This is a genomic window from Pseudarthrobacter sp. NamE2, assembly GCF_005796205.1.
GTDB lineage: Bacteria > Actinomycetota > Actinomycetes > Actinomycetales > Micrococcaceae > Arthrobacter.
In genome coordinates, this window is record NZ_VAHN01000011.1 from 127818 (window position 1) to 150935 (window position 23118).

The following is a 23118-nucleotide window of genomic DNA, read 5'->3' on the forward strand; positions in this document are numbered from 1 at the left end:
GTCAGGGAACGGCGCGCTCCAGCACAAAGTCATGCTCCACCGTGCTGCCCAGCTGGAACGTCTTAGTTCCCACCTTGCGGAATCCGGACTTTTCGTAGAACCGGATGGCCCGCGCATTCTGGCTGTTGACGCCCAGCCAGAACCCGGCCCCGCCGGCGGCGGCAGCCGCCTGCAGGCTCGCATGCATCAGCTCGGCGGCCGCGCCCAGGCCGTGGTACTCGGGATGCACATAGCACTTGCTGAGCTCCACCGACGGCAGCAAAGTCAGTACGGCTGCCACGTCCGGGTCCGATGCCTCCCGGTTCACCAGCAGGCTGTACCCGTTAAGCCGGCCGCCGGAGTCCAGCACCAGGATGGTGACGTCCGGATCGGCAAGGTAGCGCTGGAAGTGCCGCTCACTTAGCGTGTTGGCCAGATGGTCCGCGATGTCCTGAGGTGACGACGACGGCGGGCAGGCGAGCGGGAAGGTGACGGCCGCCAGGGCAGCCAGCGCCCCGGCGTCGTCCGCCGTTGCCTTTCGGATGGTGTGGCTCAAGGCGCCGTGCCCCCCTAAAGCTGCCGGTCGGCGTCGTACGACAGGCCGACCTGGCGGCGGATCTCGTCCATGGCAGCCATGATGGCTACGCTCTCGCAGGGCGGCAGGAGGTTGCCCGCCGTGGCCCCCTCGCGGACCAGCCGTTCCAGTTCCGCCGCCTGGTATTGCATGCCCCTGCCTTTGACGGGTCGATCGAACCGCTCCACAACGTTGCCTGAAATGTCGTACCGGGTGAACGGGACGGGGTTGTACCAAACAGAGTCGATCTCTACCCACCCCGCTGTACCGATGATGGCAGCACGGTTGTTTCCGGCCGTGTCCAGTGCACAGTCCACGAGGGCCTGCTGCCCGTCGGCGTACTCGAAGATCGCCGCGGTCTGCCGGTCCACTCCGGTGGCTGCCATGGCGGCAGACGCGAGAATCCGCTGCGGGGCGCCGAAGACGTCGAAGGCGAACGAGATGGGATAGACGCCAAGGTCCAGCAGGGCTCCGCCGCCCAATGCAGGATCGTTCAGCCGGTGTGCCGGGTCCTTGGGCAGGTCCTGGTTGTGGCTGGCCACCACCTTGCGGACGTCGCCCAGCAAGCCGTCCGCCAGGATCTTCCGCAGGTGCGCCATGTGCGGCAGGAACCGGGTCCACATTGCCTCGAGCGCAACGAGCCCCTTCTCCGTGGCAAGGTCCACGATGTCCCGGGCTTCCCGTACGTTGATTGTGAAGGCCTTTTCCACCAGCACGTGCTTGCCGGCGTTCAGGGCCAGGAGCGCGTTGGCGTGGTGGAAGACATGCGGCGTGGCTACGTACACCACGTCAACGTCCGGGTCGGCAACCAGGTCCTCGTAACTGCCGTGGGCGGTGGCGATGCCGTGCCTGCTGGTGAACGCCTTGCTCGTTTCGAGGGACCGCGAACCTGCGGCCTGGACGGTGAATCCGTTGTCGAGGAGATCCTGGACCTGCAGTCCGGCGATGAAGCCGGTGCCGAGGATTCCCCAACGGAGTTGTCCGTCGGAGGTGCCGCTGTTGTGGTTGGGCATGTTAGTCCCTGCTTGCAAAGGCGGCGTCGAAGCTGGTGGTGGAGGCGGGGAAGTCGTACTTCTTCAAAGCCGCGAGGGCTTCGGGGGCGCCGTGGAGGCGGTCCATGCCGGCGTCTTCCCATTCGATGCTGATGGGGCCTTCATAGCCGATGGCGGCCAGTGCGCGGAAGGAGGCTTCCCAGGGGACGTCACCGCGGCCGGCGGAGACGAAGTCCCAGCCGCGGCGGGGGTCGCCCCAGGGCAGGTGGGAGCCGAGGACGGTGTTGCGGCCTGTCTGGCGGACCTTGGTGTCCTTGCAGTCCACGTGGTAGATCCGGTCCTTGAAGTCCCAGATGAAGGAGACGGGGTCGATGCCCTGCCACATCATGTGCGAAGGGTCCCAGTTCAGGCCGAACGCTTCGCGGTAGCCGATCGCGTCGAGGGTGCGGACGGTGGTCCAGTAGTCATAGGCGATTTCGGAGGGGTGGACTTCGTGGGCGAAGCGGACCCCGCATTCGTCGAAGACGTCCAGGATGGGATTCCAGCGGTCGGCGAAATCCTGGTAGCCGGCCTCGATGACTTTTTCCGGGACGGGCGGGAACATGGCGACGTACTGCCAGATGGCGGAACCCGTGAAGCCGACGACGGTGTCCACACCGAGTGCCTTGGCGAGCCTGGCGGTGTTTTTCATTTCCTCGGCGGCGCGGGTCCGGACGCCTTCGGGGTCGCCGTCGCCCCAGACCCTGGACCGGACGATGCCCTGGTGCCGGAAATCGATGGGGTCATCGCACACGGCCTGGCCTGTGAGGTGGTTGGAAATGGCCCAAACCTTGAGGTTGTACTTGTCCAGGATCTCGAGCCTGGAGTCCACGTAGCCGGGCTCGTCCCAGCGCCAGGCATCGAGGTGGTCCCCGGACACTGCGACCTCGAGTCCGTCGTAGCCCCAGCCGGACGCCAGTTTTGCGACTTCCTCGAACGGCAGGTCGGCCCACTGGCCGGTGAACAGGGTGAACGGGCGGGGCATTTCAGGCTCCTTCGGCTGGCAGTTTGATCAGGGTGCTCCGGGCGGCGGCGGATTCCTCGACGGCGTCCAAAATGTATTGGACGTTCAGTCCTTCTTCGAACGACGGCGAGGGCTCGGTTCCGTCCTGGATGGCGGTGAGGAAGTCGCGGATTTGGTGCGTGAAGGTGTGTTCCCATCCGATGATGTGGCCCTGCGGCCACCATGCCTGGAGGTAGGGATGGTCGGGTTCGGTCACGAGGATCCGGCGGTAGCCCTGTTCCCGGGCCGGGGCGGTGGCGTCGAGGAAGCGGAGTTCGTTGAGGTTCTCCAGGTCGAACAGGATGGCGCCCTTGTCGCCGTAGATTTCGATGGTGAGGCTGTTCTTCCGGCCGGTGGCCACCCGGGAGGCCTCGACTGAGGCGATTGCTCCGGAGGCGAGGGACAGGGTGGCCCAGGCGGCGTCGTCGACCGTTACGTCCTCCGGGCCGTCAGGGCCCGGGCGCCGGTCCACGAAGGTCCGCAGCCTGCCGCTGACTTCCGTGACCTGGTCCCCAAGGAGGAACAGGACCTGGTCGACGGCGTGCGAGGCGATGTCGCCCAGGGCGCCGGAACCGGCGGTTTCCTTCCGCAGCCGCCAGGTCATGGGAGCCTGGGGGTCCGTGAGCCAGTCCTGCAGGTAGGCCGCGCGGACGTGCCGGACGGTGCCCACCCGGCCTTCGGCGATCAGTTTCCTCGCGAGGGCGAGGGCGGGGACGCGGCGGTAGTTGAAGCCGACCATCGACTGGATGCCTGCGGCGCGCGCCTTCGCCGCTGCGCCTGCCATCAGTCCGGCCTCGGACAGCGTATTGGCCAGCGGCTTTTCGACCAGGACGTGCTTGCCGGCTTCGAGTGCGGCGACGGCGATTTCGGCATGCATCCAGCCCGGGGCACAGATGTCCACAATGTCGATGTCGTCCCGGCTGATGACCGAACGCCAGTCCGTGGCTGATTCAGCCCAGCCGTACTTCCCTGCAGCTTCAGCCACAGCAGTGGCGTCCCGCCCCACCAGCACTTTCTGCTGGACAGCAGGGACGTCAAAAAAGCCGGCTACGTTCCGCCACGCATTCGAATGCGCCTTGCCCATAAAGGCGTAACCGATCATCGCGACGCCCAGCGGGCCGGTGTTGCCCGTGCGCGGGCTCATGCGTCCGTTCCAAGGGTGAGTGTCTCCGGTGCCCAGTTTTCGGGGAGGGCCGGCGAGGCCGGTGCGTTGCTTGCGACGTCGACGAAGGTGCCCGACTCCATGGACTCGGCGATGGAGACCATGCTGTCCAGGACGTGGTAGGCCAGTTCTCCGGTGGCGCGGTGGGGGACACCGGCGCGGAGGGAGCGGGCCATGTCCAGCACGCCCATGCCGCGGCCGTTCGCCGGTCCGGCGGCCGGGATGGTGGTCCAGTCCTCGTCCCCTGCGCGCCAAAGCCGGATGTCGCCGTCGAACATGTTCGGATCCGGCAGGGAGATGGTGGCCTCGGTGCCGGTGATCTCCACGAAGCCCATCCGGACCCGGGGGGACTCGAAGGAGAAGACGCTGTGCGAGGAGGCGCCGGACTCGAACTGGGCCATCGCCGAGACGTGGGTGGGTACCTCCACCGTGAATTCCTCACCCGCCTTGGGGCCGGAGCCAATCATCCGGATGTCTTTTGCCTTGGATCCGACGGCGGCCACCTTGCGGATGGAGCCGAAGGCCTGGACCAGGGTGGTGAGGTAGTACGGGCCCATGTCGAACAGCGGTCCGGCGCCGTACTGGAAGAGGAACGCGGGGTTGGGGTGCCAGGATTCCGGGCCGGGGGTCTGGAAGGTGGTCATCGCGGTGAGCGGAGTACCGATGTCGCCGTGCTGGATGAGGCGGAGGGCGGTCTGCAGTCCGGCTCCCAGGAAGGTGTCGGGGGCGGTGCCCAGGCGGATGCCGGCGGCGTCAGCGAGTTTGAGCAGGCCCAGGCCGGATTCCCGGTCGAGGCTGAAGGGCTTCTCGGTCCAGACATGCTTGCCGGCGTTCACGGCAGCGGTGGCGACCTCCACGTGTGCGGCGGGGATGGTGAGGTTGACGATGATCTCGACGTCCGGGTGCTGCAGTGCCTTTTCGGGCCCGCCCCACTCGGGGATGCCGTACTCCTTGGCGCGTGCCTCCGCGGCCTCCTGGAAGAGGTCGGTGACGACATGGACCTTAAGGTCCGGGAAGGCGGTGAGGTTGTCCAGGTACTGCTTGCTGATGTTGCCGGCGCCGATGACCCCCACGCCTACCGGACCCTTGCGGGTGGATGGTGCGGGGATACTCATGCCTTGATCCCTTCGCCGGAGGCGGTGAGGAAGGACAGGCTCTCGGTGATGCCCTCGAAGATGTCCCCGGAGTAATCGTCGAATTCCACAACGCCCACCTCGAGTGACGTTGCCGCGGCAATGACCTCTGTTACCGGAAGCCGGCCCTGGCCCGCCGGCTGCTGTGCCTTGGTGTCCGTGGTCAGGGGGCCGTCCTTGATATGGATCAGCTTCACCCGGTCACCCAGCCTGGTGAGGATGTCCACCGGATCCTGGCCGCCCACAGCCACCCAGTACGTGTCCACCTCCAGCACCAGCCCGGGATCCAGCAGGTCCGCGAAGTACTCCAGCGCCGTCCGGCCCTCGATCATCGACTCCAGCTCCCACTGGTGGTTGTGGTACCCCACCCGGATGCCGTACCCGGCACCCTTCCGCGCCGCGGCGTTAAGCTTCTGCGCTGTTGCCCTGATGTCCTCCGCGTTCTGCCACTGCCCGGCCGGGACGTACGGTTCGATGACTGTGGTGATGCCCAGTTCCTTCGCCGCAGCGAAGATTTCGTCCTGGTCCTGGGTGAGCAGGGGCGCGTGGCCGGACGGAGCCGTCAGCCCGTTTTCCTTCAGCGCTGCTCCGAGTTCCCTGGCCATGGCAACAAAGTTGTAGGGCTCCACCTGTCCGAATCCGATATCGGCCACCCTGCGGATGGTTCCGGGCAGGTCCTCGGCGAGGGCATCCCGGAGGGTGTAGAGCTGAAGTGAGTAGGACATATGTCTCCTGGCGTCATTGGCATGCGCCGTCCGGTGCATGTCCATCCTCTGCAAAGGTAGGAGGGCTTTTCCCGGACGGTCAAGCATAAGTCGTGCACGTGGAACTGATAGAGAGCTGATGCTGCTGCCGGACAAGGTTGGCTGACTTACTGCTTACAGAGCGGAGAGCGTGGTCCGGGACTAGATCGTCTTGGTCCATACGCTGTCCGCCTCCGCGCTGCGCTCCACGGCGTGGAGTACCTTCTGCACCTGCAGGCCGTCGGCAAAGGACGGCTCCGGCCGGCGCCGTTCCGCGATGGCTTCCACGAAGTCTTTCGCCTGGTGGGCGAATCCGTGTTCGTAACCCAACGTGTGCCCCGCAGGCCACCAGGCGGACAAATAGGGGTGCGCGGGCTCGGTGACCATGATGTTGGTGAAGCCTTGACGGGTCTCCTGTGCGGTGGCGTCGTAAAAACCGAGTGAGTTCATGTTTTCGAGGTCGAAGGAGACGGCGCCGGTAGAGCCCGCAACCTCGATACGAAGCGCGTTTTTTCGGCCGGTGGACATCCGGGTGGCTTCGAACGAACCCACCGCGCCGCCGTCGAACCGGCCATTGAAGAGCGCGAGGTCGTCCACGGTGACCCGGCCGCGCCCGGCTGAGGCAGTGCCGGCCAGCCCTGAAGCCTGCCCAAGCAGGGGGCGCTCATGGACGAAGGTGTTCAGGAGACCGCTGACGCCGGTGATCTTCTGGCCCGTGATGAATTGTGCGAGATCCACTGCATGCGCGCCGAGGTCCCCGAGCGCTCCGGAACCGGCGTGGTCTTTCTGCAGCCGCCAGGTCAGCGGCGCCTCGGGGTCAACCAGCCAATCCTGCAGGTACGCCGCACGTACCTGGCGGATCTCGCCAATCGCTCCCGACTGCACCAGGTCCCTGGCAAAAGCCGCCGCAGGAACACGGCGGTAGGTAAAGCCCACCATGGCGAAGACGTCTTTCCCGGCCCGGTCGGAGGCGGCAGCCATGGCCTCGGCTTCTTCAAGCGTGTTTGCAAGCGGCTTCTCGCAGAGCACGTGCTTGCCCGCTTCCAAAGCGGCAATGGCGATTTCCGCGTGCGAGCCGCCGGGCGTCACAATGTCGACGACGTCGATGTCGTCACGGGCGATGGCTGCCCGCCAGTCGGTCTCCGACTCCTTCCAACCCCATTTCCTCGCCGAGGCTTCCACACCGCTGGCGTTGCGTCCCACCAGCAGGGTCATCTCCGGCCTCGCCGGCAGGTCATGGAACCGCGGTGCAACCCGCCATCCCTGTGAATGGGCAGCACCCATAAATCCGTTTCCGATCAGGGCAACCCTCAGGGATGGTACGTCGTTCAGCATTGTTTCCTCTTTGTCCGGCGATTGGTGGTGAAGCAGTTGAATGGGTGTGGGGCTCCCTGCCTGCGGCACGGAGCCCCACACCCGGCGGTCCTACGACTCGAAGCCGGTGGGCAGGTACTGCTCAACGTTCTCGCTGGTGACAACCGGAGCGTTGAGGACGATGCGCTTCGGAACTTCCACTTCCACCAAATCGCTCATGGCCTTGCCCTGGACCACCAGGCGTGCCAGGCGGACGCCGTCAGCGGCCTGGGTGGAGGGGTAAATGACGGTTGCGTCCAGGACGCTCTCGTCGGACTGGATCTCGCGCATGGCGTTGGCCGATCCGGCTCCGCCCACCATGAAGAACTCCTTGCGGCCGGCATTGTCGATGGCAGCCAGCACGCCAATGCCCTGATCGTCGTCATGGTTCCAGATGGCGTCGATCTTCGGGGCTGCGGACAGCAGCTGCGAGGTGGCCGCTTCGCCGCCCTGGACGGTGAAATCGGCTGCAACGCGGTTGTCCACGTTCAGGCCGCACGACTCCAGTGCGTCGGCGAAGCCCTTGCTCCGGTCCTGGGTCAGGGGCAGTGAGTCGATGCCGGCGATCTCCGCCACGACTGCGTTCTTGTTGTCTCCGAGCTTTTCGCAGATGTAGGTCCCGGCGCTGACGCCCATTCCGTAGTTGTCGCCCAGGATGGTGGTGCGCGCCGCGAACGGAGTGGAGAACTCGCGGTCAACGTTGATCACGGGGATGCCGGCTTCCATGGCCTGCGTGGCAACCGGCGTCAGCGCGGCGCCGTCGGTGGGCAGCAGCACGATGGCGTCCACCCGGTCGTTGATGAACTGCTCCACCTGGCTGATCTGCAGGTTCGCGTCGTTGGTGCCCTCGGCGACCCGCAGGTCGATGTCCCCGTACTTCTTTGCTTCCGCAATGGCTGCGGAGTTGATGGCTCCGAGCCAGCCGTGGTCAGCGGCCGGTCCCGAGAAGCCGATGACTACGGTGTCACCCTGGGCCTGGTTACCTTCAACCGACGCGTTGGTGGGCTGCGTGTTGGTACCGCTGTCACCTTCCGTGCACCCGGTAACAAGGGCGCCGACAGCAAGAAAGGCAGCGGTGGTGACGAGCATCTTCCGGCCCGTACGAACTGCAAGCATGTGTTTCTCCTCAATGAGTTAGGTGCGTCTTCGCCTGCTGCAGCATGCTCTTTTCATGCCCGCTAGTGTGCGTGACTGCTGTCACAATAACAGAAGATTGGCATAAATCGACGACCTTGTACCGATCGCCGACATAATGTGTTAGGTTCATCGCATGTTCGAAGAAGATCAGCCACGGCCGTTGCTCGAAGTCCGGGGACTCACCAAGGGATTTGCTGGAGTGCAGGCGCTTAAGGGTGTCGATCTGCAGGTGCTTCCTGGAGAAGTCCATTGCGTCATGGGACAGAACGGAGCCGGCAAATCCACCCTCATCAAGACCCTCTCCGGCGTCCACCAGCCCGACAGCGGCGAGATCCGTTGGGAGGGCAAACCGATTACACTTCCCCGCCCCACAGCGGCTCTCGACCTGGGCATCGCCACGATGTACCAGGAGCTCGATGTCGTTGACGGGCTTTCTGTGGCCGAAAACATCTTCCTCGGCCACGAGCGCGCCACCGGCGGTGTCCTCCATGTGAAAAAGGCGAACGCCATTGCCCGGACCCTCCTCAAGCGGCTGGGGCATGGCGGCCTTTCCCCGTCCACGGAAGTAGGCACCCTGTCCGCGGCCAACAAGCAGATCGTGAGCATGGCCCGTGCACTGTCGCGGGATACCAGGCTGATCATCATGGATGAACCGAGCGCCATCCTTGACTCCGGAGAGGTTTCCAACCTGTTCCGCGTGGTCCGTGAACTCACAGCGCAGGGCATCGCCGTCGTCTACATCTCCCACCGGCTCGAGGAAATCCGCCAGATCGGCGACCGCATCTCGGTGATCAAGGATGGGCGCAGCACGGCAAACGGCCTGAATGTCACGGATACACCAAAGTCCGAACTCATCCGCCTGATGACGGGCCGGGACGTTGAGAATGTGTTCCCGGAGAGAAAACCGGTCCCGGTGGACGCCCCGGTAGTGCTCGAAGTGGACAACCTGGAGCTTTTTGGACACTTCGACAAAGTGAGCTTCACTGTGCGGGCCGGTGAAATCCTTGGTTTCGCGGGCCTTGTCGGCTCCAAGCGATCCGAAATCCTCGAGACCATCTACGGTGCGCGCAAGGCTTCCTCCGGCAAGGTTTCCGTACAGGGCAAGGTGCTCCGGCCCGGGTCGGTGACGTCCGCTGTGAACGCCGGGATTGGCCTTTCGCCCGAGGAACGGAAGAGCCAGGGGCTGATCCTGGACGAGCCGATCTTCAAGAACGTGACGCTATCGACTTTCGAGCGGTTCGCACGCGGCGGGTACTTGAATGAGTCTGCTGAGCGTGGGGCAGCACGTGAGCAAATCACCGCGCTGGAGCTGCGCCCGGCTGACCCGGACCGTCCTGCCCGCACGCTTTCCGGCGGGAACCAGCAAAAGATCCTGCTCGCCCGCTGGCTGGTCCACGGCACGCCGGTGCTGTTGCTGGACGAGCCCACCAGGGGTGTGGACGTCGGTGCCCGCGCCGAGATCTACGCCCTCATCCGCAAACTTGCGGCAGCCGGAACGGCGATCATCGTAGTGTCCAGCGAAATAGAGGAAGTTTTGGGCCTCGCTGACAATGTCCTGGTCATCGACGACGGCAAAGTCCTCACCCAAACGAAAGCAAGCGATATCGACGAGCACGGAGTGCTCGACCTCGTCATGAAGGGAAGTGCCGCGTGAGCGAGCAGAACACCAAGGTGGCCGAGCCGGTCATCGAAGCCCCGGCCGGCCACACCACATCCAAGGCAAACCCCCTCCAAAATCTCCTGAAGGGGCCTGCCGGCCGGAGCCTGGGGCTTGTGATCGCCCTTGCGCTGCTCTTTGTGGTTGGTGCCGTCACCAGTGGAGACCGGTTCCTCAACTTTGAGAACATGCTCACCATCTTTCGGTACGCCTCAATCATTGGTGTCATCAGCATCGGCGTCACATTTGTCATCACAGCGGGCGGCATCGACCTCTCCGTGGGTTCGGTCCTGGGCTTGACCACCGTTATCGCCAGCCTGACCAGCGTCCAGATGGCTGCCACTCAATCGTCCTGGATCCTCATGGTTCTTGTCGCACTCGCCGTTGGCGTGGTCGCCGGCCTGATTAACGGAGTGGTGATCGCCTACGGCAACGTGGTGGCCTTCATTGCCACGCTCGCCATGCTGGTAGGGGCACGAGGACTTGCCGAGCTCATTTCCGGGCGCAGCACCCAGATTGTGACCAACCGCGACTTCCTGCGGGTCATGCGAGCTGAAGTCCTGGGCGTCCCGCTCCTGATCTGGATCTTCGTCATCGTGGCGATCGCGGGATGGTTCCTCCTGAACCGCACCACCTTCGGCCGCCGCACGATTGCCATCGGCGGAAACCTTGAAGCAGCCCGGCTGGCCGGCATCAAAGTCAAGCGCCACCTCGTCTACCTGTACGTGCTTGCCGGACTGGCAGCAGGCATCGCCGGCGTCATGATGCTTGGCCGTACCACAGCGGGCACCTCCACGCACGGCCTCCTCTACGAACTCGACGCGATTGCCGCCGTCGTTGTTGGCGGGACGCTCCTCATCGGCGGGCGCGGAACGATCATGGGCACAGTCCTGGGCGTGCTGATCTTCAGCACCCTGACCAACGTCTTCACCCAGAACAACCTAGACACCTCCGTCCAGGCACTGGCGAAGGGCCTGATCATCGTGGTCGCAGTCCTCCTGCAGCAGCGTTTTGCGGCTCGCGGGCCGCGCAAGAGGGAAAAGCCAGGCCTGCGGAAGGCCGCGTAAGGCGTAGGGCCGGGGCCGGGGCGACGACGAAGTGGAAGGGCTGCAGTGGGTTTCCTGAACGCAGACTACGCGCCGAGCGGCAGTACGGACCTCGGGCTCGTCGAGGATACGCTGCAGCAGTTCTTCGCTGACGCCAAGCTGCGGGCCGTCTCGGTGGACCCGGCCTACCTCCAGCTCTGGGAAGCACTTGAAAGGGCAACCGCGGGCGGGAAGCGTTCCCGTCCGCGGTTGGCCATGCTGGCCTACCGCCAACTTGGCGGAACGGATTTTTCCAGTGCCGCAGCGCTCGCCGCCTCCTACGAGCTCCTGCACAGCGCGCTTCTCGTTCACGACGACGTGATTGATCGTGATTTCTTTCGGCGCGGCATTCCCAATGTGTCGGGCCATTACCGGAACCGTGCACTTCGTGCCGGCGCCTCCTCTGCAGCTGCAGAACACGCCGGGGTGGCGGCTGGAGTCCTCGCCGGAGACCTGGCACTCTCCGGCGCCTACCGGCTGCTGACGTCACTGGACGCACCGGCCGGCGTGCGGCAGCGGCTGTACGACATTCTCGATACCGCTGTATTCGCGTCCGTAGGCGGAGAGGTCCTTGATATCGAGCTCAGCAGTACCTCCGGAATGCCGTCAATCGCGGACATTACCAAGACTGCCCACCAAAAGACGGCAGTCTATTCCTTTGAGGCTCCGCTCCAGGCCGGGGCCGTGCTGGCCAGGGCGCCGGAAAAGGCGGTGACCGCACTTACTTCCTTCGGCCGCTACGCAGGTATCGCTTACCAGGTAGCTGACGACGTACTGGGCGTCTTCGGCAATGAAAGCCGAACCGGGAAAACCAACTGGGGGGACCTCAGGGAAGGCAAACGGACCGCCCTGCTTTCCTACGCCGCTGCCAGGCCGGAATGGGCGGAGATTGCTCCGATCATCGGCTCCCCGGATATGACGGCTGCAGACGCCGGGTACGTACGGTCCGTCCTGGTGGCCTGCGGTGCCAAGGATTACGCGATCACTATGGCCACGGAGAACGCCCACCTGGCTGTTATGCACCTCGAATGTGACCCGGTGCCCTTCGCGCTGCGCAGGAGCCTTGAAAACATGCTGTTTTCCGTCATCTCCGGCCTCCGCCCATGCTAGGTGCACGTCGACCGGTTCCGCCTCGCTGATCAGGCCGATTCTGCCGATATCATGGCGGAATGACGTCGCCACCGCAGGAGGACCGCGCTCGGCGGGGGTTGTCCGGCAGCACCCTCGGGAACAACCGCGATTCCACCCGGCAACACAACCTTTCCACCGTGCTGGGCCTGGTGCACTCGATGTCCGGCGTCTCCCGCGCCCAGCTTACGCGGGCCACCGGACTTAACCGGTCCACCATCGCCGCCCTCGTCGGCGAACTCGTTCAGCTCGGCCTGGTGGAGGAGACTGACCTGGACCAGGCTCAGGGGTTTGGCCGCCCCAGCATCATGATCCAGCCGGGCCCGGGAACTCTGGCTTTGTCGGTCAACCCTGACCTCGACGTCGTCAGTGTTGCCCTTGTCTCTTTGGGCGGGCACATCGTCAATCCTGTTCGTTTCCATACAGTACGCGCACCGTCCGTAGCGGAAGTCGTCAACATCGTGACGGCGGTTTACACCGGCATGCGTACCTCCCTGCCTGCACCTCACCGGATTGTGGGTGTCGGGCTTGCCATCCCCGGACTGGTCGATGCAGAAGATGGAACTGTCATTGAGGCGCCACATCTTGGCTGGCGGGACCAGCCGCTTTCGGCGCTCCTGGCCGCCGCCCTGAAGCTTCCAGTGACTGCCGCAAACGATGCTGTTGCCGGCGCACGAGGGCAGGCGACCTTCGGTGCCGGCCGTGGTGCTTCCGATCTCGTCTACCTTTACGGCGGAGCAAGCGGCATTGGCGGGGGAGTCATCAGCGAGAACCGGCTCATTCGTGGAGCCACCGGATTTGCCGGACAGCTGGGCCACACACACGTCCGCTCCGGCGGTGTCCGATGCACGTGCGGGTCCTCCGGGTGCCTTGAAGCGGAAATTACCCGTGAAGAACTCATTGCGGCGGTTGGCCTTCCCGCAGGGGAGACGGAGAACCTGGAAGAGGCCGTGCTGGAAAAACTGCAGGATGAATCAGCCTCGCAGGACCTGCGGGACATCATCGAGCGGCAGGTCCAGCTGCTCGCCATCGGCCTGAGGAGCGTCGTCAATCTGCTGAATCCCTCCCTGATTGTGCTCGGAGGGTTCCTGCGGATCCTCGTCCGCGCGGCGCCGGGCGCCCTGGACGCTGCCCTGCGCACCCCGGGGACCCGCGGTCCGCGGGAGAACGTGTCTATTGAGCTGGCGCCTCTTGGTGAGGACCCCATCCTCGTGGGTGCTGCCGAGCTTGCCTTCGAACCACTCCTCCGTGATCCGGCCGGGTTTCTGCGTCCCCAGCACGACGGCGGCAGCACGCCTGTTGCGTCCACGTAGCCTTACTGCAGCTGCCGCAAAAGAAAGAAGCGGACCCTGCCCCAGCCGAAGCTGGGACAGGGTCCGCCTTTCCGCCGCAGGTTAGCCGCCAGGTGCGGCCAACGGCGTTCCGGAAGGCATCACTTGGTAGCCAGGAGGACTACCTCAGCGGTTCCGGTCAGCGGGGCCGAGGCGGCATCGCCGGCGTCAGTGTAGCTTGCGCTAAAGACTGCCGAGAGATCGTCCACGGCGGGGTCATGGCCCTCGGGCACGGTTGTGGTCAGGGTACCGGTGCATCCCGAGGTGGTGGTCTGCGGGTGGCCGTGAGTGTGGTGGCCGAGGATGTAGCTCACCTTGACCAGCGAGCAGTCAACCGGCTGGTCGTCGGTCACGCGGACCTCGTAGCTGACGGTGTCACCAAACTGGAACGGCTGGCCTGCAACGGGGCTGATGAATTCAATAACCGGTGCCTGGTTGCCTACCTCGATGGCCACCTCCGCGGAGGAGTGACGGCCGCGGTGCTGGCCGCCCAGGTCGATGACCCGAAGGCTTGCGGTGTAGGTTCCAATTTCCTCGTAGGTGTAGGTGGGGTTGGCTTCCTCGGAGTCCACGATGCCGTCCGAGTTGAAGTCCCACTCATAGCGGATCTTGTCGCCATCAGCGTCGGCAGTGCCCTCGCTTGAGAACTGTACGGTCAGCGGTGATGCGCCGGCGGTAGGTGTTCCTGCGGCTACTGCCACCGGGCTGTGGTTGCCGTTTGCGCCGATGTAGTCAATCCGGGACAGCTGCGCGTCAGGGTTTTCACCGAAGTAGCCATCACCGTATTCGAGGACATACAGGGCGCCGTTGGGGCCGAACTCCATATCGATGGGGTTGTCGACGACGAGGGAGTCGACGACGTTCTCAATCGAGACCAGGTCACCGTTCTGCGTGGTCATGGCCTTGATGTAGTCACGGGTCCACTCGTAGAAGAAGGACTTGCCGTCGTAGTAGGACGGCCAGGCGACAGGAGCCCTGCCCTTGGTTGCCTTCTCGTCGAAATCGTAGGCGGGGCCGGCCATCGGGCCGATTCCGCCCCTTTCCAGCTCGGGGAATTCGGCCGAAACGCCGTAGGAGTACCAGACCTGGGGCTGGGAAACCGGAGGGAGCTCGCGGAGGCCGGTGTTGTTCGGGGATTCGTTGACGGGGGCAGCGCAGTTGAAGGGCGCACCGGAGGTGCCGGTTGCGAAGTCGTAGTCGACGTACGGCAGTTCTGCGGTGGCGCAGTAGGGCCAGCCGTAGTTGGAAGGTTCGGTGACTGACATCCACTTGCCGGTGCCGGCAGGACCGCGGAGGGGGTTGGCGGAACGTGCGTCAGGCGAGTAGTCCGCGATGTACAGTTCGCCGGTCTTCTGGTTGAGGTCGACACGGAAGGGGTTGCGCAGGCCCATCACGTAGATCTCGGGCCGGGTCTGGGGAGTGCCGGGCTGGAACAGGTTGCCTTCGGGGATGGTGTAGCCGCCGCCGTCCTTGGGCGTGATGCGCAGGACCTTGCCGCGCAGGTCGTTGGTGTTCGCAGACGTCCGCTGCGCATCGAGTGCGGGGTTGCTGTTGGGGCGCTCGTCGATCGGGGTGTAGCCGCCGGACTGGAACGGGTTGGTGTCGTCCCCGGTGGAGAGGTACAGGTTGCCCTCGGCGTCGAATACGATGTCACCGCCGACGTGGCAGCAGATGCCTCGGTCCACGGGCACTTCGATAATCTGCTGTTCGGTGGCGAGATCGATCGTGGACCCGTTGAACTGGAACCGCGAAAGCACGAGGGAGCCGTTGAACTTTTCGAAGTCTGCTGCCGTGCCGGTGAAGGGCGCGTCGCCTTCATTAACGCCGGGGGTGGCGGGGTCGTCAACGGGGGTGTCCTGCGGAGGAGAGTAGTACAGGTAAACCCAGTTGTTGCCCTTGGTGCCGAACTTGGGGTCGAGCGCGATGCTCTGCAGGCCCTCCTCGTCGTGTTCGTAAACGTCCAGCTTTGCGGCCAGGGTATTGAGGCCGGTCTTGTCGTCGTTGAGCCAGACCTCACCGCCGCGCGTGGTGTGCAGGACATTGTTGTTGGGCAGCACCGCCAGGTCCACAGGCTCGCCCGGGGTGTCGTTCAAGTTCACCTTTTGGAAGCTGCTGTCTGCCGGGGCTACACCCGGAGCGGGATCTCCCGGCTTTGCCTGGGCAGGTGCGGCCGCAAATGCGGTGGCCAGCAGGGCCGCCATCGCGAGGCCGGCCCCCGCTTTCGCTATCCCGTGTCGATTGACTGTCATCGTTTACTTTCTGCTCGTCTTTGAGGAGCCGGACCAGCCGGACTCGGTATCTGAAACGCTAATTGAAGTGCAGCGGTTTACCTAGTGGTTTCAGTAAACAAAGTGCTGTAGTTTTTTCGACTCCTTTCGATCTCGCCCCGTAGGCCACAGAAAAAAGGCGCATGACAGCGCGCCAAGGCTCGCGGCGCGTTTGTTGCTTCAGGCGCGTTAGTAACGCCATTGGGCAAACAAGGCCTAGCTGGAAATGCCTTGGGTCTGCAGGACCAGGTTCTTTACCGCGGCGGCCGGAACCTGCCGGCCGGAACTTAGGGACGCTTCGACGGAAGAGGGAATTTTTGCACTGGAACTGATCAGCAGGGGTGTGCCGTCAACCGAGTCGGGGAGCCTCCCGTGGGTGCCCCGCACGTGACTGGGGTCGAGGGGCACCGTGCTCATGGCGTAACGCAGTCCCAGCTTCTTCTTGACCAGGTTGAGGCCGGCTTTTGCCTTGGCCATCTTGTCCGCCGGGTCGAAAAAGAGTTCGGCAGGGTCGTAGCCCGGTTTCCGGTGGATATCCACGCCCCGTGCGTATTCCGGTGCCCGGTCGTCGTCGAGCCAGAAGTAGTACGTGAACCAGGCGGCCGGCTCCGCAACGACCACCAGTTCTCCGGACCGTTCGTGATCGAGCCCATAGCGGCCCTGCGCTTCCCGGTCGAGCACTTCGTCCACGCCTTCGGTTGCCCGCAGCAGCGCCGCAACCCGCTCCAGGTCGGATGGGTTGGAGACATAGACGTGTGCCACCTGGTGGTCGGCAACGGCAAAAGCGCGTGAAGTCCACGGATCCAGCTGCTCCCTGCCGTCCTGGATATATACCTCCAGCAGGCCCTCCCGGCGCAGGACGCGGTTGATGTCCACCGGTTTGCGCGCCTCCTCAATCCCGTATTCGGCCACCGCGATGACCTCATAGCCGCGCTCTTCGGCCTCGTCCAGGAGCGGCGCCAGGGTGCGGTCCAGTTCGGCGGCCGCGCGGTCAGCCTGCGGTCCGTCCGGCCCGAACCGCTGCAGGTCGTAGTCCAGGTGGGGCAGGTACGCCATCAGCAGGTCCGGTGACTGTGTCCGCAGGACGTGCCGGGTGGAGCTGACGATCCATTCGGTGGAGCGGATGGTCGCCGTCGGACCCCAGTACTGAAAAAGCGGAAAGTCGCCGTACTGGCTGACGAGTTCGCCGTGCAGTTCTGCAGGCCGGACGTAGGCGTCGGGGGACTTGCGGCCGTCTGCGTGGTAGATGGGCCGGGGCGTCACCGTGAGGTCCGTCGTCATTCCCATGGCGTACCACCAGCAGATGTTCCCTGCACGGTATCCGGGATGCCCCCGCCGGCCGGCTTCCCAGATGTTTTCGCCGCTTACCAGCATGTTGTGCTGGCGCCACAGGAAGACGTCGCCCAGTTCCCGGAAATACCAGCCGTTTCCCACGATGCCGTGCTGTGCCGGCGCAAGGCCCGTCAGCATTGTGGACTGGACCGTGCATGTCACCGCCGGCAGTACCGTGGCCAGTTCCGAGGACCAACCCTGCGACGCCAGCCGCGACAGGCGGGGCATCCGGCGCAGGGCCTTGGCTGTCAGGCCAACGACGTTCAGCAGCAGTACTGGTTTCACGGTTCTTCCTTGCAGGATTTGGGTAAGGGCGGGCGGCGCCGGGTCATGGGACCGGGGCGGGGTCCAGCAGGTTGGACTTCGCCCACGCGATCTCGGCCGCGATCCCGTTGGTGATACCCACGGACGAGCCGGGCAGGACGCTCCAGGTGTAGGTCTCGATGTCGAGGTGGACTTCAGGCCCGTACGGCAGCCGGGCAACGTCGGCAACCGTCTGCCGAAGCACGTCGACGGTGGTTTCCAGTGGTTCCGCCGGCACGTGATGGAGCGGGACATGGAAGTGGACGCGCCACGCGCTTTCCCCGGGCAGGTCCCTGAGGGCTTCGTCGAGGTCGTCGGCCGGAACTACCCCGGCGGGCTGCGCCTCCCGGACCTGATGCAGGTAGCGCGGTTCAACAAAGGAAACCAGGGCCGCGCGTGCCGCCGGATCCGAAGGATCCGGGACGTGCAGCGCCGCTGACGCCTGGACCTTCACGATGCGCAGCCCCGCTGCGTCAATTTGGCGAATGGCACCGGCAGGGTCAGCGAATGAAACAGCCAGGTGGCAGGTGTCCACGCACAGTCCCACGAATTCCGGATCGATGCCGCGTTCGATCCGGGATGCCAGCCAGCCGACGACGTCGGCGACGGTGTCGAGCATGCAGCCAGGCTCAGGCTCGACGGCGACGCGCACGGTCTTTCCCGTCCGCTCGCGGAGGTCCCGCAGGCGTGAGCTCAGCTCGGCGAACGCGAGGGTCGCGGCGTCGTCGTCGGCGTCTGTCCAGTCCGTACGCCAGGCGAGTGGAAGCGTCGAGATTGAACCGGCTGTGTCCTCCGGGAGCAGGGCCGCCAGTACCTCGGCGCAGTCCAGCGTGTACTCCAACCGCTTACGTTCCGCCCACGTCGGCTTGTAGACGTCCAGCTTGACAACCTCATTGTGGAAACCGCCGTAGGGGAAGGCGTTGATGGTGTGCAGTTCCAGCCCCTCGGCGTCGAGGACGCCGCTGAGGGCCATACGGTCTTCGGCGCTCCCGGCTATCTGGCGGGCCAGCCCTGCCGGCAGCCACAGCCCGATGCCCAGGGTTTCAAGGCCGGCCTCGCGCCGGATGGGGCCGGCATAGTCCCGGAGCTGCCGGATCACGCCGTCAAAGTCCTCGGCGGGGTGGACGTTGGTGCAGTACGAGAGGAGCATCAGGCGCGCACCCCCCGCAGCACGGAGTTGCCCTCAAAGCCTGCGGCAGCATCCGGCAGTTCCGCGGCATCGAACCCCGGGATGGGATCGAGGATCAGCTGGCCGCTCTGGCCGTAGAACTCGACCGGATTGCGCCACAAAACCTGGTCCACGTCGTCGGCGGTGAAGCCTGCCGTAAGCATGGCATTGGCGGTGCTGAGGGTTTTCAAGGGGTCGGAGCGGCCCCAGTCGGCAGCGGAATTCACCAGCACCTTTTCCGTTCCGTATGCCTGGAGGATGGCCACCATGCGCTGTTCGTCCATCTTGGTGTCGGGGTAGATGGAGAAACCCATCCAGGCTCCGGCGTCCTTCACCATCTCCACGTTCGTTTCGTTGAGGTGGTCCACCACCACCATGCCGGGTGCAATCCCGGATTCGCGGACCACGTCCAGCGTCCGGCGGGTACCGGCGAGCTTTTCCCGGTGCGGGGTGTGCACCATCGCCGGCAGCGTGTATTCACGCGCCAGCTCAAGCTGCCGGCTGAACGCCTCGTCCTCGGCGGGAGTCATCGAGTCGTAGCCGATCTCGCCTACGGCAACCACGCCCTCTTTGACGAGGTATCGCGGGATCTCGTCCAGGACCGGGACGCAGCGGGGGTCATTCGCTTCCTTCGGGTTCAGCGCAATCGTGGCGTGGTGGCGGATGCCGAACTGGGCCGCCCGGAACCGCTCCCAGCCCAGCAGGGAGTCGAAGTAGTCGATGAAGGAGCCGACGTTTGTCCTGGGCTGTCCCATCCAGAAAGCCGGTTCCACGAGGGCGCGTACCCCGCTGGCATAGAGCGCCTCGTAATCATCCGTGGTGCGGCTTGTCATATGGATGTGGGGATCAAAGATGCGCATGGCGGGCTTTCCTTAAGAAGAAGTTGAAGTGCGGGGCGAGGACGCCAGGAGCAGCTGGACGTCCGCCGGAACAGGCCGGCCTGCCGCGCGGCGTTCGGTTGCGAAATCGGCTGCCATCCGGGCGAGCTCGTCATCGGAGCGTTCAGCGAGGTCCGCGACGGCACTGAGACTGATCCCAAGGAAGACCAGCTTCAGCACGGCGTGGCGCCAGCTGTGCTGGTCCAGGTATGCGGCGGCGAATGGCCCGGTGGCGGCAGCGACCAGGCCGCTTTCGTTGGTCCGCAGGGCCTCCGTGGTCAGGCGGAGTCCTGCGGTGACGACGGCGGCGGGCAGCTTTGGCGAAGCGGCAGCCAAAGCTCCCAGTCCCCGCAGGACGCCGCGCCGTTCGGAGGAATCGCCGCCGTCATAGAGGGCCAGCAGGGCTTCGGCCAGTTCGTCTGCGGGCAGGATGTCGGGGAGCCGGGCAATCAGCAGTCCGCGTCCATGGTCACTGGTGGTGCCAAACAGAACGCCTGCCGGATCTGTATCCGGCCATAGGGGACCGCGGCCCAGGCGGCGGCCGGCCGTGGCGAAGATTTTGGCGAGCGCACCGCTGTCGGCCGCGACCGCCGTCGTGCTTTCCTGAAGCCAGCGGTCCAACTCCCTGGCGGGTCCTGACGCCTCCCAGCCGGCCCGGAGCGCCATGATGCTCCGCACGGCAAGCCCCGGAGCGTCGTGGGAGTGCCGGGGCAGCTCGACGGCGGCGACGCCGCGGTAGTCCAGTTCGGCCAGCGTGGCGAGCGCGAGGGGCAGGTCAACGGCGCCTTGGCCGAACGGCAGGTGCTCGTGGGCGTGCGCGGGCATGTCATCCAGCTGCACGTTGGCCAGGAGCGGGCCAGCCTCCAGGAGCGCCCCGCGCACACCGCCGGGCTCGACCACCACGCAGTGCCCGATGTCCACGGTCACACGCAGATTGTCCGGGTTACCCAGTTCTGCACGCAGGCGCAACACATCGGCGACGGTCTGGACCAGCATGCCGGGTTCAGGCTCGACGGCGACAACGACGTTTCTTTCCCTGGCATAGTCAACGATGTCCGCCACCCGGGAAATCAGGCGCTGCCAGCCTGTTTGGGGGCTGGTGTCCGCCGGTAGGATGCCGGAGAAAAACGAGACACATTCTGCCTGCAGGACCGCTGCGATGTCCACGGCGCGGCGCAGGAAGGCCAGGCGGATGTCCGCCTCTTCATCCACCAGTGCAGGCCTGTGCTTATGGCGCGGATCCAGCAGGAAGCGCGTGCCCGTTTCAATGACAATGCGGAACCCCAGCTCATCGAGCCGGGCCCGAAGCCATGAAAGCTGGTCGTCCAGGTCTTCGGCGAAGGGGTCCAGGTGCGGGTGGCCCAAGGTCAAAGCCACCGCCCCGTAGCCCTGCTCGGCGAGGAGCTCCAGCGCCACCGGAAGCGGATGGTCGGTGAAACCGTTGGTACCGTACCCCAGGCTGAAGGGCATGGCGGGGGCGGTTGTTGTCATGACTCGCTGATCCTCGTTCTTCCGGGCCGGGACCGCAGGGCCTTGCCGAACAGGTCCAGTGACGCAAGCGCCGCTGCTGCGGAAGTGTTGCCCTGCCGAAGCGTGAGCGCTGCCTGCAGCGGGATCATCGCCCGGATGCCTGCCTTGGTGGCTTCCAGGGCATTTTCCGCCTCGGGGTTGCGGGCGGCCCGCAGCTGGGAGGGAGCGCACGTGGCGGCGTAGGCGGCGGTTGCTGCCAGCACGGTGAGGAACCGGCTCCGGGAGCCTGCGGAAGTGGGTACAGCACCCGCAAGCAGGGTGCCGGCAATAAGGCCGGTGCCGGTGGCCACGCCGGAAGCCGTCCTCGTGGTTGTTCCCGCCACTTCGCCGCGGGAAAGCAAGGTGACAGCGACAGTATGGCCGCCCATGATGCCTGCGGCACCGAGCGCGGGGCGAAGGTGGGCGGACCCTGCCCCCATCAGGACGTCGAGTGCGCGGCAGCTGCCCATGGTGAGGGCACCTGGCACCGCATGGTGCTTGGCCACCAGGTCGTAGGTCCAGATGGCGGCGGCCAGCGGAAGTCCCACCGCGAGTGCCCGCCTGCCGCCCCCGGCGGCGCTCAGGCCGAGCCCGGCCAGGGTGAGGACCGCGGCGGCGGTGAGGGCTTTGCCGGGCGTGATGCGTCCGGACGGGATGGGCCGCTCCGGGCGCTCGACTGCATCGGTTGCGCGGTCGGCGTAGTCGTTGAGCGCCATGCCGCCTGCGTAAAGGCAGGCACTTGCCAGGGGAAGGACGGCCCTGCGGCCCCACAGGGCGTGTCCTGCTGCCGAACCACCTGCCAGGGTGTCGCCGAGGACAGTCAGGACAGCCGGTGCCCGGACCAGTTCAAGGTAGTCGTTGATGCGGCTCACTGCTGCTCCGGGCTCCCGGTGCCGGCGGCGGCCTTGGCGCTGGCCGTCCTTGCCCACTCCACGAGGTTGCGGGCCTGGTCGGCAAAAGCGTGGTCGTCGCTGCCCCACGGATCCTTGAAGAAGAAACCGAGAGCTGCGATGTGGCCTTTTTCCCCTGCCGCGTCGGCCAGGGCCATGAGCCGCGAGAGGTCAAGCACCATGGGCGCAGCCAGCATGGAGTCGTACGCGGTCCAGGTGGTCTGCAGCGTGAGCCGGGAACCCAGGAACCCTTCCACGTTGATGTGGTCCCAGGCCACCTTGGTCTCGCCCAGGTCCTGGACATTGTCGATGTGCAGCGGGGTGGCTGCGCCTCCGGTCAGTTCCTGGAGGCCGCGGTTCTTGGACTGCAGCTTTCCGGACACGGCCAGCGGATCGGCAAGGGTGGCGCCGTCGCCGCCGCCGAGGAGGTTTGTCCCCGCCCACGACAGGACACGCAGCCCGCGTGCGGCGAATGCGGGAGCCAGGACGGACCTGAGCCACGTTTGTCCCGTTTTGCCATCCTGTCCGGCAGTCGGGATTCCGTTCCGGCCGGCCAGTTCACGGAGTGCAGGCAGGTTGAGCGCGGTGGAGGGAGTGAAACAGACGTAGGGAGAACCGGCGAGGATGGCGGCGTAGGCGCTGACGGAGCTGGGCGGCAGTACGGGCCGTGCCGGATCCTCCAGTGCGGCCAGCAGGAGGTCTGCGTCCATGAACTCAGGTAGCGCTTCAACAGGCGCTTCGGTGGAAGCGACGTCAAGAACGATCACACGGTCGAGGCCGTTGGCATGCTTGAAGTCAATGATGTCCTGGGCGAGGCGGCGCGCTACCTCCGCTTGCGGCTCCAACTGCTGTCCGGGGTTGTAGCCGGGCCGCACGCGCTGGTCGGCCTCCAGGAGCTGGGGCCGGACCGCTTCAACAAGGTGGGGCGGCAGCATGCCCGATTCGACGAGTGCCTCGGCACGCTTGGCCATGCAGACATCGCTGATGTCATGGCCGCCCACGATGAAATCCGCGAAGCCGGGAAGCTCCACGTCGCCGAAACGCTCCTGCTCCGTCACACATCCGGTGGCCTTCGCCAGCCCGGCCGTAATGGCGGCGAGGCCGACTGTTGCCGTGGTGGCTACAGACCCACGCGCGCCCACCAGCCACATACCCGTCCTGCTGTAGGCGCGGGCCCCGGGTAGTGCCGGCGGGACTACGCCCGTGCTGTCCTCAGCTGATGTTCCCATGTGATGTCTTCCTCCTTGAAGCGGTGATGCGCCCGTCGTGGCCCACCGGTCACGCCCGTGACGAACGTGGTGCCGATCACAAAGAAACCTAACACGACTAATGACAGCAAACAACGAATGTTCTTGTCATATCGATATATGCGTGACTTCTTGTGTCGCAGTTAGGGCGAATAGCGCGGCGGTTTCGCTGGCCAACGCGCCCGGGATGTCGAGCTGTCCTGCTTCG

20 protein-coding genes are annotated in these 23118 nt (G+C 65.3%); 4 read left to right on the forward strand and 16 right to left on the reverse strand.

Translation table 11 applies throughout. From position 1 onward, the window contains the following. Position 1 precedes the first annotated feature (1 nt). The 9 genes from FDW83_RS14005 to FDW83_RS19195 all read right to left on the reverse strand — a co-directional run bounded on the left by FDW83_RS14005 (position 2) and on the right by FDW83_RS19195 (position 8365). Positions 2-535 carry a GNAT family N-acetyltransferase gene (locus tag FDW83_RS14005; protein ID WP_138138688.1) on the reverse strand — a complete coding sequence of 178 codons (534 nt, stop codon included), beginning with the start codon at positions 533-535 and terminating at the stop codon, positions 2-4. Between the two features lie 14 nt (positions 536-549). Next, positions 550-1566 (reverse strand): Gfo/Idh/MocA family protein, encoded by a 1017-nt coding sequence (locus tag FDW83_RS14010; RefSeq protein ID WP_138138689.1) that lies wholly within the window; start codon positions 1564-1566, stop codon positions 550-552. A 1-nt stretch (position 1567) separates the two neighbouring features. Then, the gene (locus FDW83_RS14015; protein WP_138138690.1) at positions 1568-2569 is read right to left on the reverse strand and encodes a sugar phosphate isomerase/epimerase; all 1002 of its coding nucleotides are present in this window, start codon (positions 2567-2569) and stop codon (positions 1568-1570) included. 1 nt (position 2570) lies between these two features. Next, on the reverse strand, positions 2571-3731 hold the full coding sequence (locus tag FDW83_RS14020; protein ID WP_138138691.1) for a Gfo/Idh/MocA family protein: 1161 nt from the start codon (positions 3729-3731) through the stop codon (positions 2571-2573). Then, positions 3728-4864: a Gfo/Idh/MocA family protein gene (locus FDW83_RS14025; protein WP_138138692.1), complete on the reverse strand. Its 1137-nt coding sequence runs from the start codon at positions 4862-4864 to the stop codon at positions 3728-3730. The genes FDW83_RS14020 and FDW83_RS14025 overlap by 4 nt, the downstream gene beginning before the upstream one ends. Continuing rightward, complete coding sequence (locus FDW83_RS14030; RefSeq protein WP_138138693.1) at positions 4861-5607, reverse strand: sugar phosphate isomerase/epimerase; 747 nt, start codon at positions 5605-5607, stop codon at positions 4861-4863. Before FDW83_RS14030 ends, FDW83_RS14025 begins: the two co-directional genes overlap by 4 nt. A gap of 180 nt (positions 5608-5787) precedes the next feature. Continuing rightward, positions 5788-6960: a Gfo/Idh/MocA family protein gene (locus FDW83_RS14035; protein ID WP_171027563.1), complete on the reverse strand. Its 1173-nt coding sequence runs from the start codon at positions 6958-6960 to the stop codon at positions 5788-5790. A gap of 90 nt (positions 6961-7050) precedes the next feature. Then, positions 7051-8094 (reverse strand): substrate-binding domain-containing protein, encoded by a 1044-nt coding sequence (locus tag FDW83_RS14040; protein ID WP_138138694.1) that lies wholly within the window; start codon positions 8092-8094, stop codon positions 7051-7053. Positions 8095-8104: 10 nt separating this feature from the next. Beyond that, complete coding sequence (locus FDW83_RS19195) at positions 8105-8365, reverse strand: hypothetical protein (protein ID WP_171027557.1); 261 nt, start codon at positions 8363-8365, stop codon at positions 8105-8107. Between FDW83_RS19195 and FDW83_RS14045 the strand changes: the two genes are divergently transcribed. From FDW83_RS14045 to FDW83_RS14060, 4 genes are read left to right on the forward strand one after another with little or no spacing between them, the layout of a single operon-like run. After that, the gene (locus FDW83_RS14045; RefSeq protein ID WP_138138695.1) at positions 8249-9769 is read left to right on the forward strand and encodes a sugar ABC transporter ATP-binding protein; all 1521 of its coding nucleotides are present in this window, start codon (positions 8249-8251) and stop codon (positions 9767-9769) included. The genes FDW83_RS19195 and FDW83_RS14045 overlap by 117 nt on opposite strands. Continuing rightward, complete coding sequence (locus FDW83_RS14050) at positions 9766-10839, forward strand: ABC transporter permease (protein ID WP_138138696.1); 1074 nt, start codon at positions 9766-9768, stop codon at positions 10837-10839. The genes FDW83_RS14045 and FDW83_RS14050 overlap by 4 nt, the downstream gene beginning before the upstream one ends. Positions 10840-10884: 45 nt before the next feature. Next, on the forward strand, positions 10885-11967 hold the full coding sequence (locus FDW83_RS14055) for a polyprenyl synthetase family protein (RefSeq protein ID WP_240720986.1): 1083 nt from the start codon (positions 10885-10887) through the stop codon (positions 11965-11967). 59 nt (positions 11968-12026) lie between these two features. Next, positions 12027-13298 (forward strand): ROK family transcriptional regulator, encoded by a 1272-nt coding sequence (locus FDW83_RS14060; RefSeq protein WP_138138697.1) that lies wholly within the window; start codon positions 12027-12029, stop codon positions 13296-13298. A 119-nt stretch (positions 13299-13417) separates the two neighbouring features. Here the strand turns inward: FDW83_RS14060 and FDW83_RS14065 are convergent, their stop codons facing one another. The 7 genes from FDW83_RS14065 to FDW83_RS14095 all read right to left on the reverse strand — a co-directional run bounded on the left by FDW83_RS14065 (position 13418) and on the right by FDW83_RS14095 (position 22892). Further along, positions 13418-15565 carry a PQQ-dependent sugar dehydrogenase gene (locus FDW83_RS14065; protein ID WP_205754678.1) on the reverse strand — a complete coding sequence of 716 codons (2148 nt, stop codon included), beginning with the start codon at positions 15563-15565 and terminating at the stop codon, positions 13418-13420. Positions 15566-15799: 234 nt separating this feature from the next. Further along, entirely contained in the window at positions 15800-17200 is a 1401-nt protein-coding gene (locus FDW83_RS14070; RefSeq protein WP_138138698.1) for an alkaline phosphatase family protein, read from the reverse strand. 43 nt (positions 17201-17243) lie between these two features. Further along, positions 17244-18368 (reverse strand): metabolite traffic protein EboE, encoded by a 1125-nt coding sequence (gene eboE, locus FDW83_RS14075; protein ID WP_138138699.1) that lies wholly within the window; start codon positions 18366-18368, stop codon positions 17244-17246. Beyond that, on the reverse strand, positions 18368-19246 hold the full coding sequence (locus FDW83_RS14080; RefSeq protein ID WP_138138700.1) for a TatD family hydrolase: 879 nt from the start codon (positions 19244-19246) through the stop codon (positions 18368-18370). The genes eboE and FDW83_RS14080 overlap by 1 nt, the downstream gene beginning before the upstream one ends. Before the next feature lie 12 nt (positions 19247-19258). After that, positions 19259-20755, reverse strand: coding sequence for an EboA domain-containing protein (locus FDW83_RS14085; RefSeq protein WP_205754679.1), 1497 nt, complete (start codon positions 20753-20755; stop codon positions 19259-19261). Continuing rightward, entirely contained in the window at positions 20752-21645 is an 894-nt protein-coding gene (locus FDW83_RS14090; RefSeq protein ID WP_171027564.1) for an SCO3242 family prenyltransferase, read from the reverse strand. Before FDW83_RS14090 ends, FDW83_RS14085 begins: the two co-directional genes overlap by 4 nt. Next, positions 21642-22892 carry an inositol-3-phosphate synthase gene (locus FDW83_RS14095; RefSeq protein ID WP_205754680.1) on the reverse strand — a complete coding sequence of 417 codons (1251 nt, stop codon included), beginning with the start codon at positions 22890-22892 and terminating at the stop codon, positions 21642-21644. The genes FDW83_RS14090 and FDW83_RS14095 overlap by 4 nt, the downstream gene beginning before the upstream one ends. Positions 22893-23118 lie beyond the last annotated feature (226 nt).

Bases quoted from the DNA above. Each gene is read 5' to 3' on its own strand.
- FDW83_RS14010 (WP_138138689.1), bottom strand. From the start codon at position 1,566: ATGCCCAACCACAACAGCGGCACCTCCGACGGACAACTCCGTTGGGGA.
- FDW83_RS14015 (WP_138138690.1), bottom strand. From the start codon at position 2,569: ATGCCCCGCCCGTTCACCCTGTTCACCGGCCAGTGGGCCGACCTGCCG.
- FDW83_RS14020 (WP_138138691.1), bottom strand. From the start codon at position 3,731: ATGAGCCCGCGCACGGGCAACACCGGCCCGCTGGGCGTCGCGATGATC.
- FDW83_RS14025 (WP_138138692.1), bottom strand. From the start codon at position 4,864: ATGAGTATCCCCGCACCATCCACCCGCAAGGGTCCGGTAGGCGTGGGG.
- FDW83_RS14030 (WP_138138693.1), bottom strand. From the start codon at position 5,607: ATGTCCTACTCACTTCAGCTCTACACCCTCCGGGATGCCCTCGCCGAG.
- FDW83_RS14035 (WP_171027563.1), bottom strand. From the start codon at position 6,960: ATGCTGAACGACGTACCATCCCTGAGGGTTGCCCTGATCGGAAACGGA.
- FDW83_RS14040 (WP_138138694.1), bottom strand. From the start codon at position 8,094: ATGCTTGCAGTTCGTACGGGCCGGAAGATGCTCGTCACCACCGCTGCC.
- FDW83_RS14045 (WP_138138695.1), top strand. From the start codon at position 8,249: ATGTTCGAAGAAGATCAGCCACGGCCGTTGCTCGAAGTCCGGGGACTC.
- FDW83_RS19195 (WP_171027557.1), bottom strand. From the start codon at position 8,365: ATGGACTTCTCCAGGAAGCACCTGCAGATCGACACCCTTAAGCGCCTG.
- FDW83_RS14060 (WP_138138697.1), top strand. From the start codon at position 12,027: ATGACGTCGCCACCGCAGGAGGACCGCGCTCGGCGGGGGTTGTCCGGC.
- FDW83_RS14065 (WP_205754678.1), bottom strand. From the start codon at position 15,565: ATGACAGTCAATCGACACGGGATAGCGAAAGCGGGGGCCGGCCTCGCG.
- eboE (WP_138138699.1), bottom strand. From the start codon at position 18,368: ATGCTCCTCTCGTACTGCACCAACGTCCACCCCGCCGAGGACTTTGAC.
- FDW83_RS14080 (WP_138138700.1), bottom strand. From the start codon at position 19,246: ATGCGCATCTTTGATCCCCACATCCATATGACAAGCCGCACCACGGAT.
- FDW83_RS14085 (WP_205754679.1), bottom strand. From the start codon at position 20,755: ATGACAACAACCGCCCCCGCCATGCCCTTCAGCCTGGGGTACGGTACC.
- FDW83_RS14095 (WP_205754680.1), bottom strand. From the start codon at position 22,892: ATGGGAACATCAGCTGAGGACAGCACGGGCGTAGTCCCGCCGGCACTA.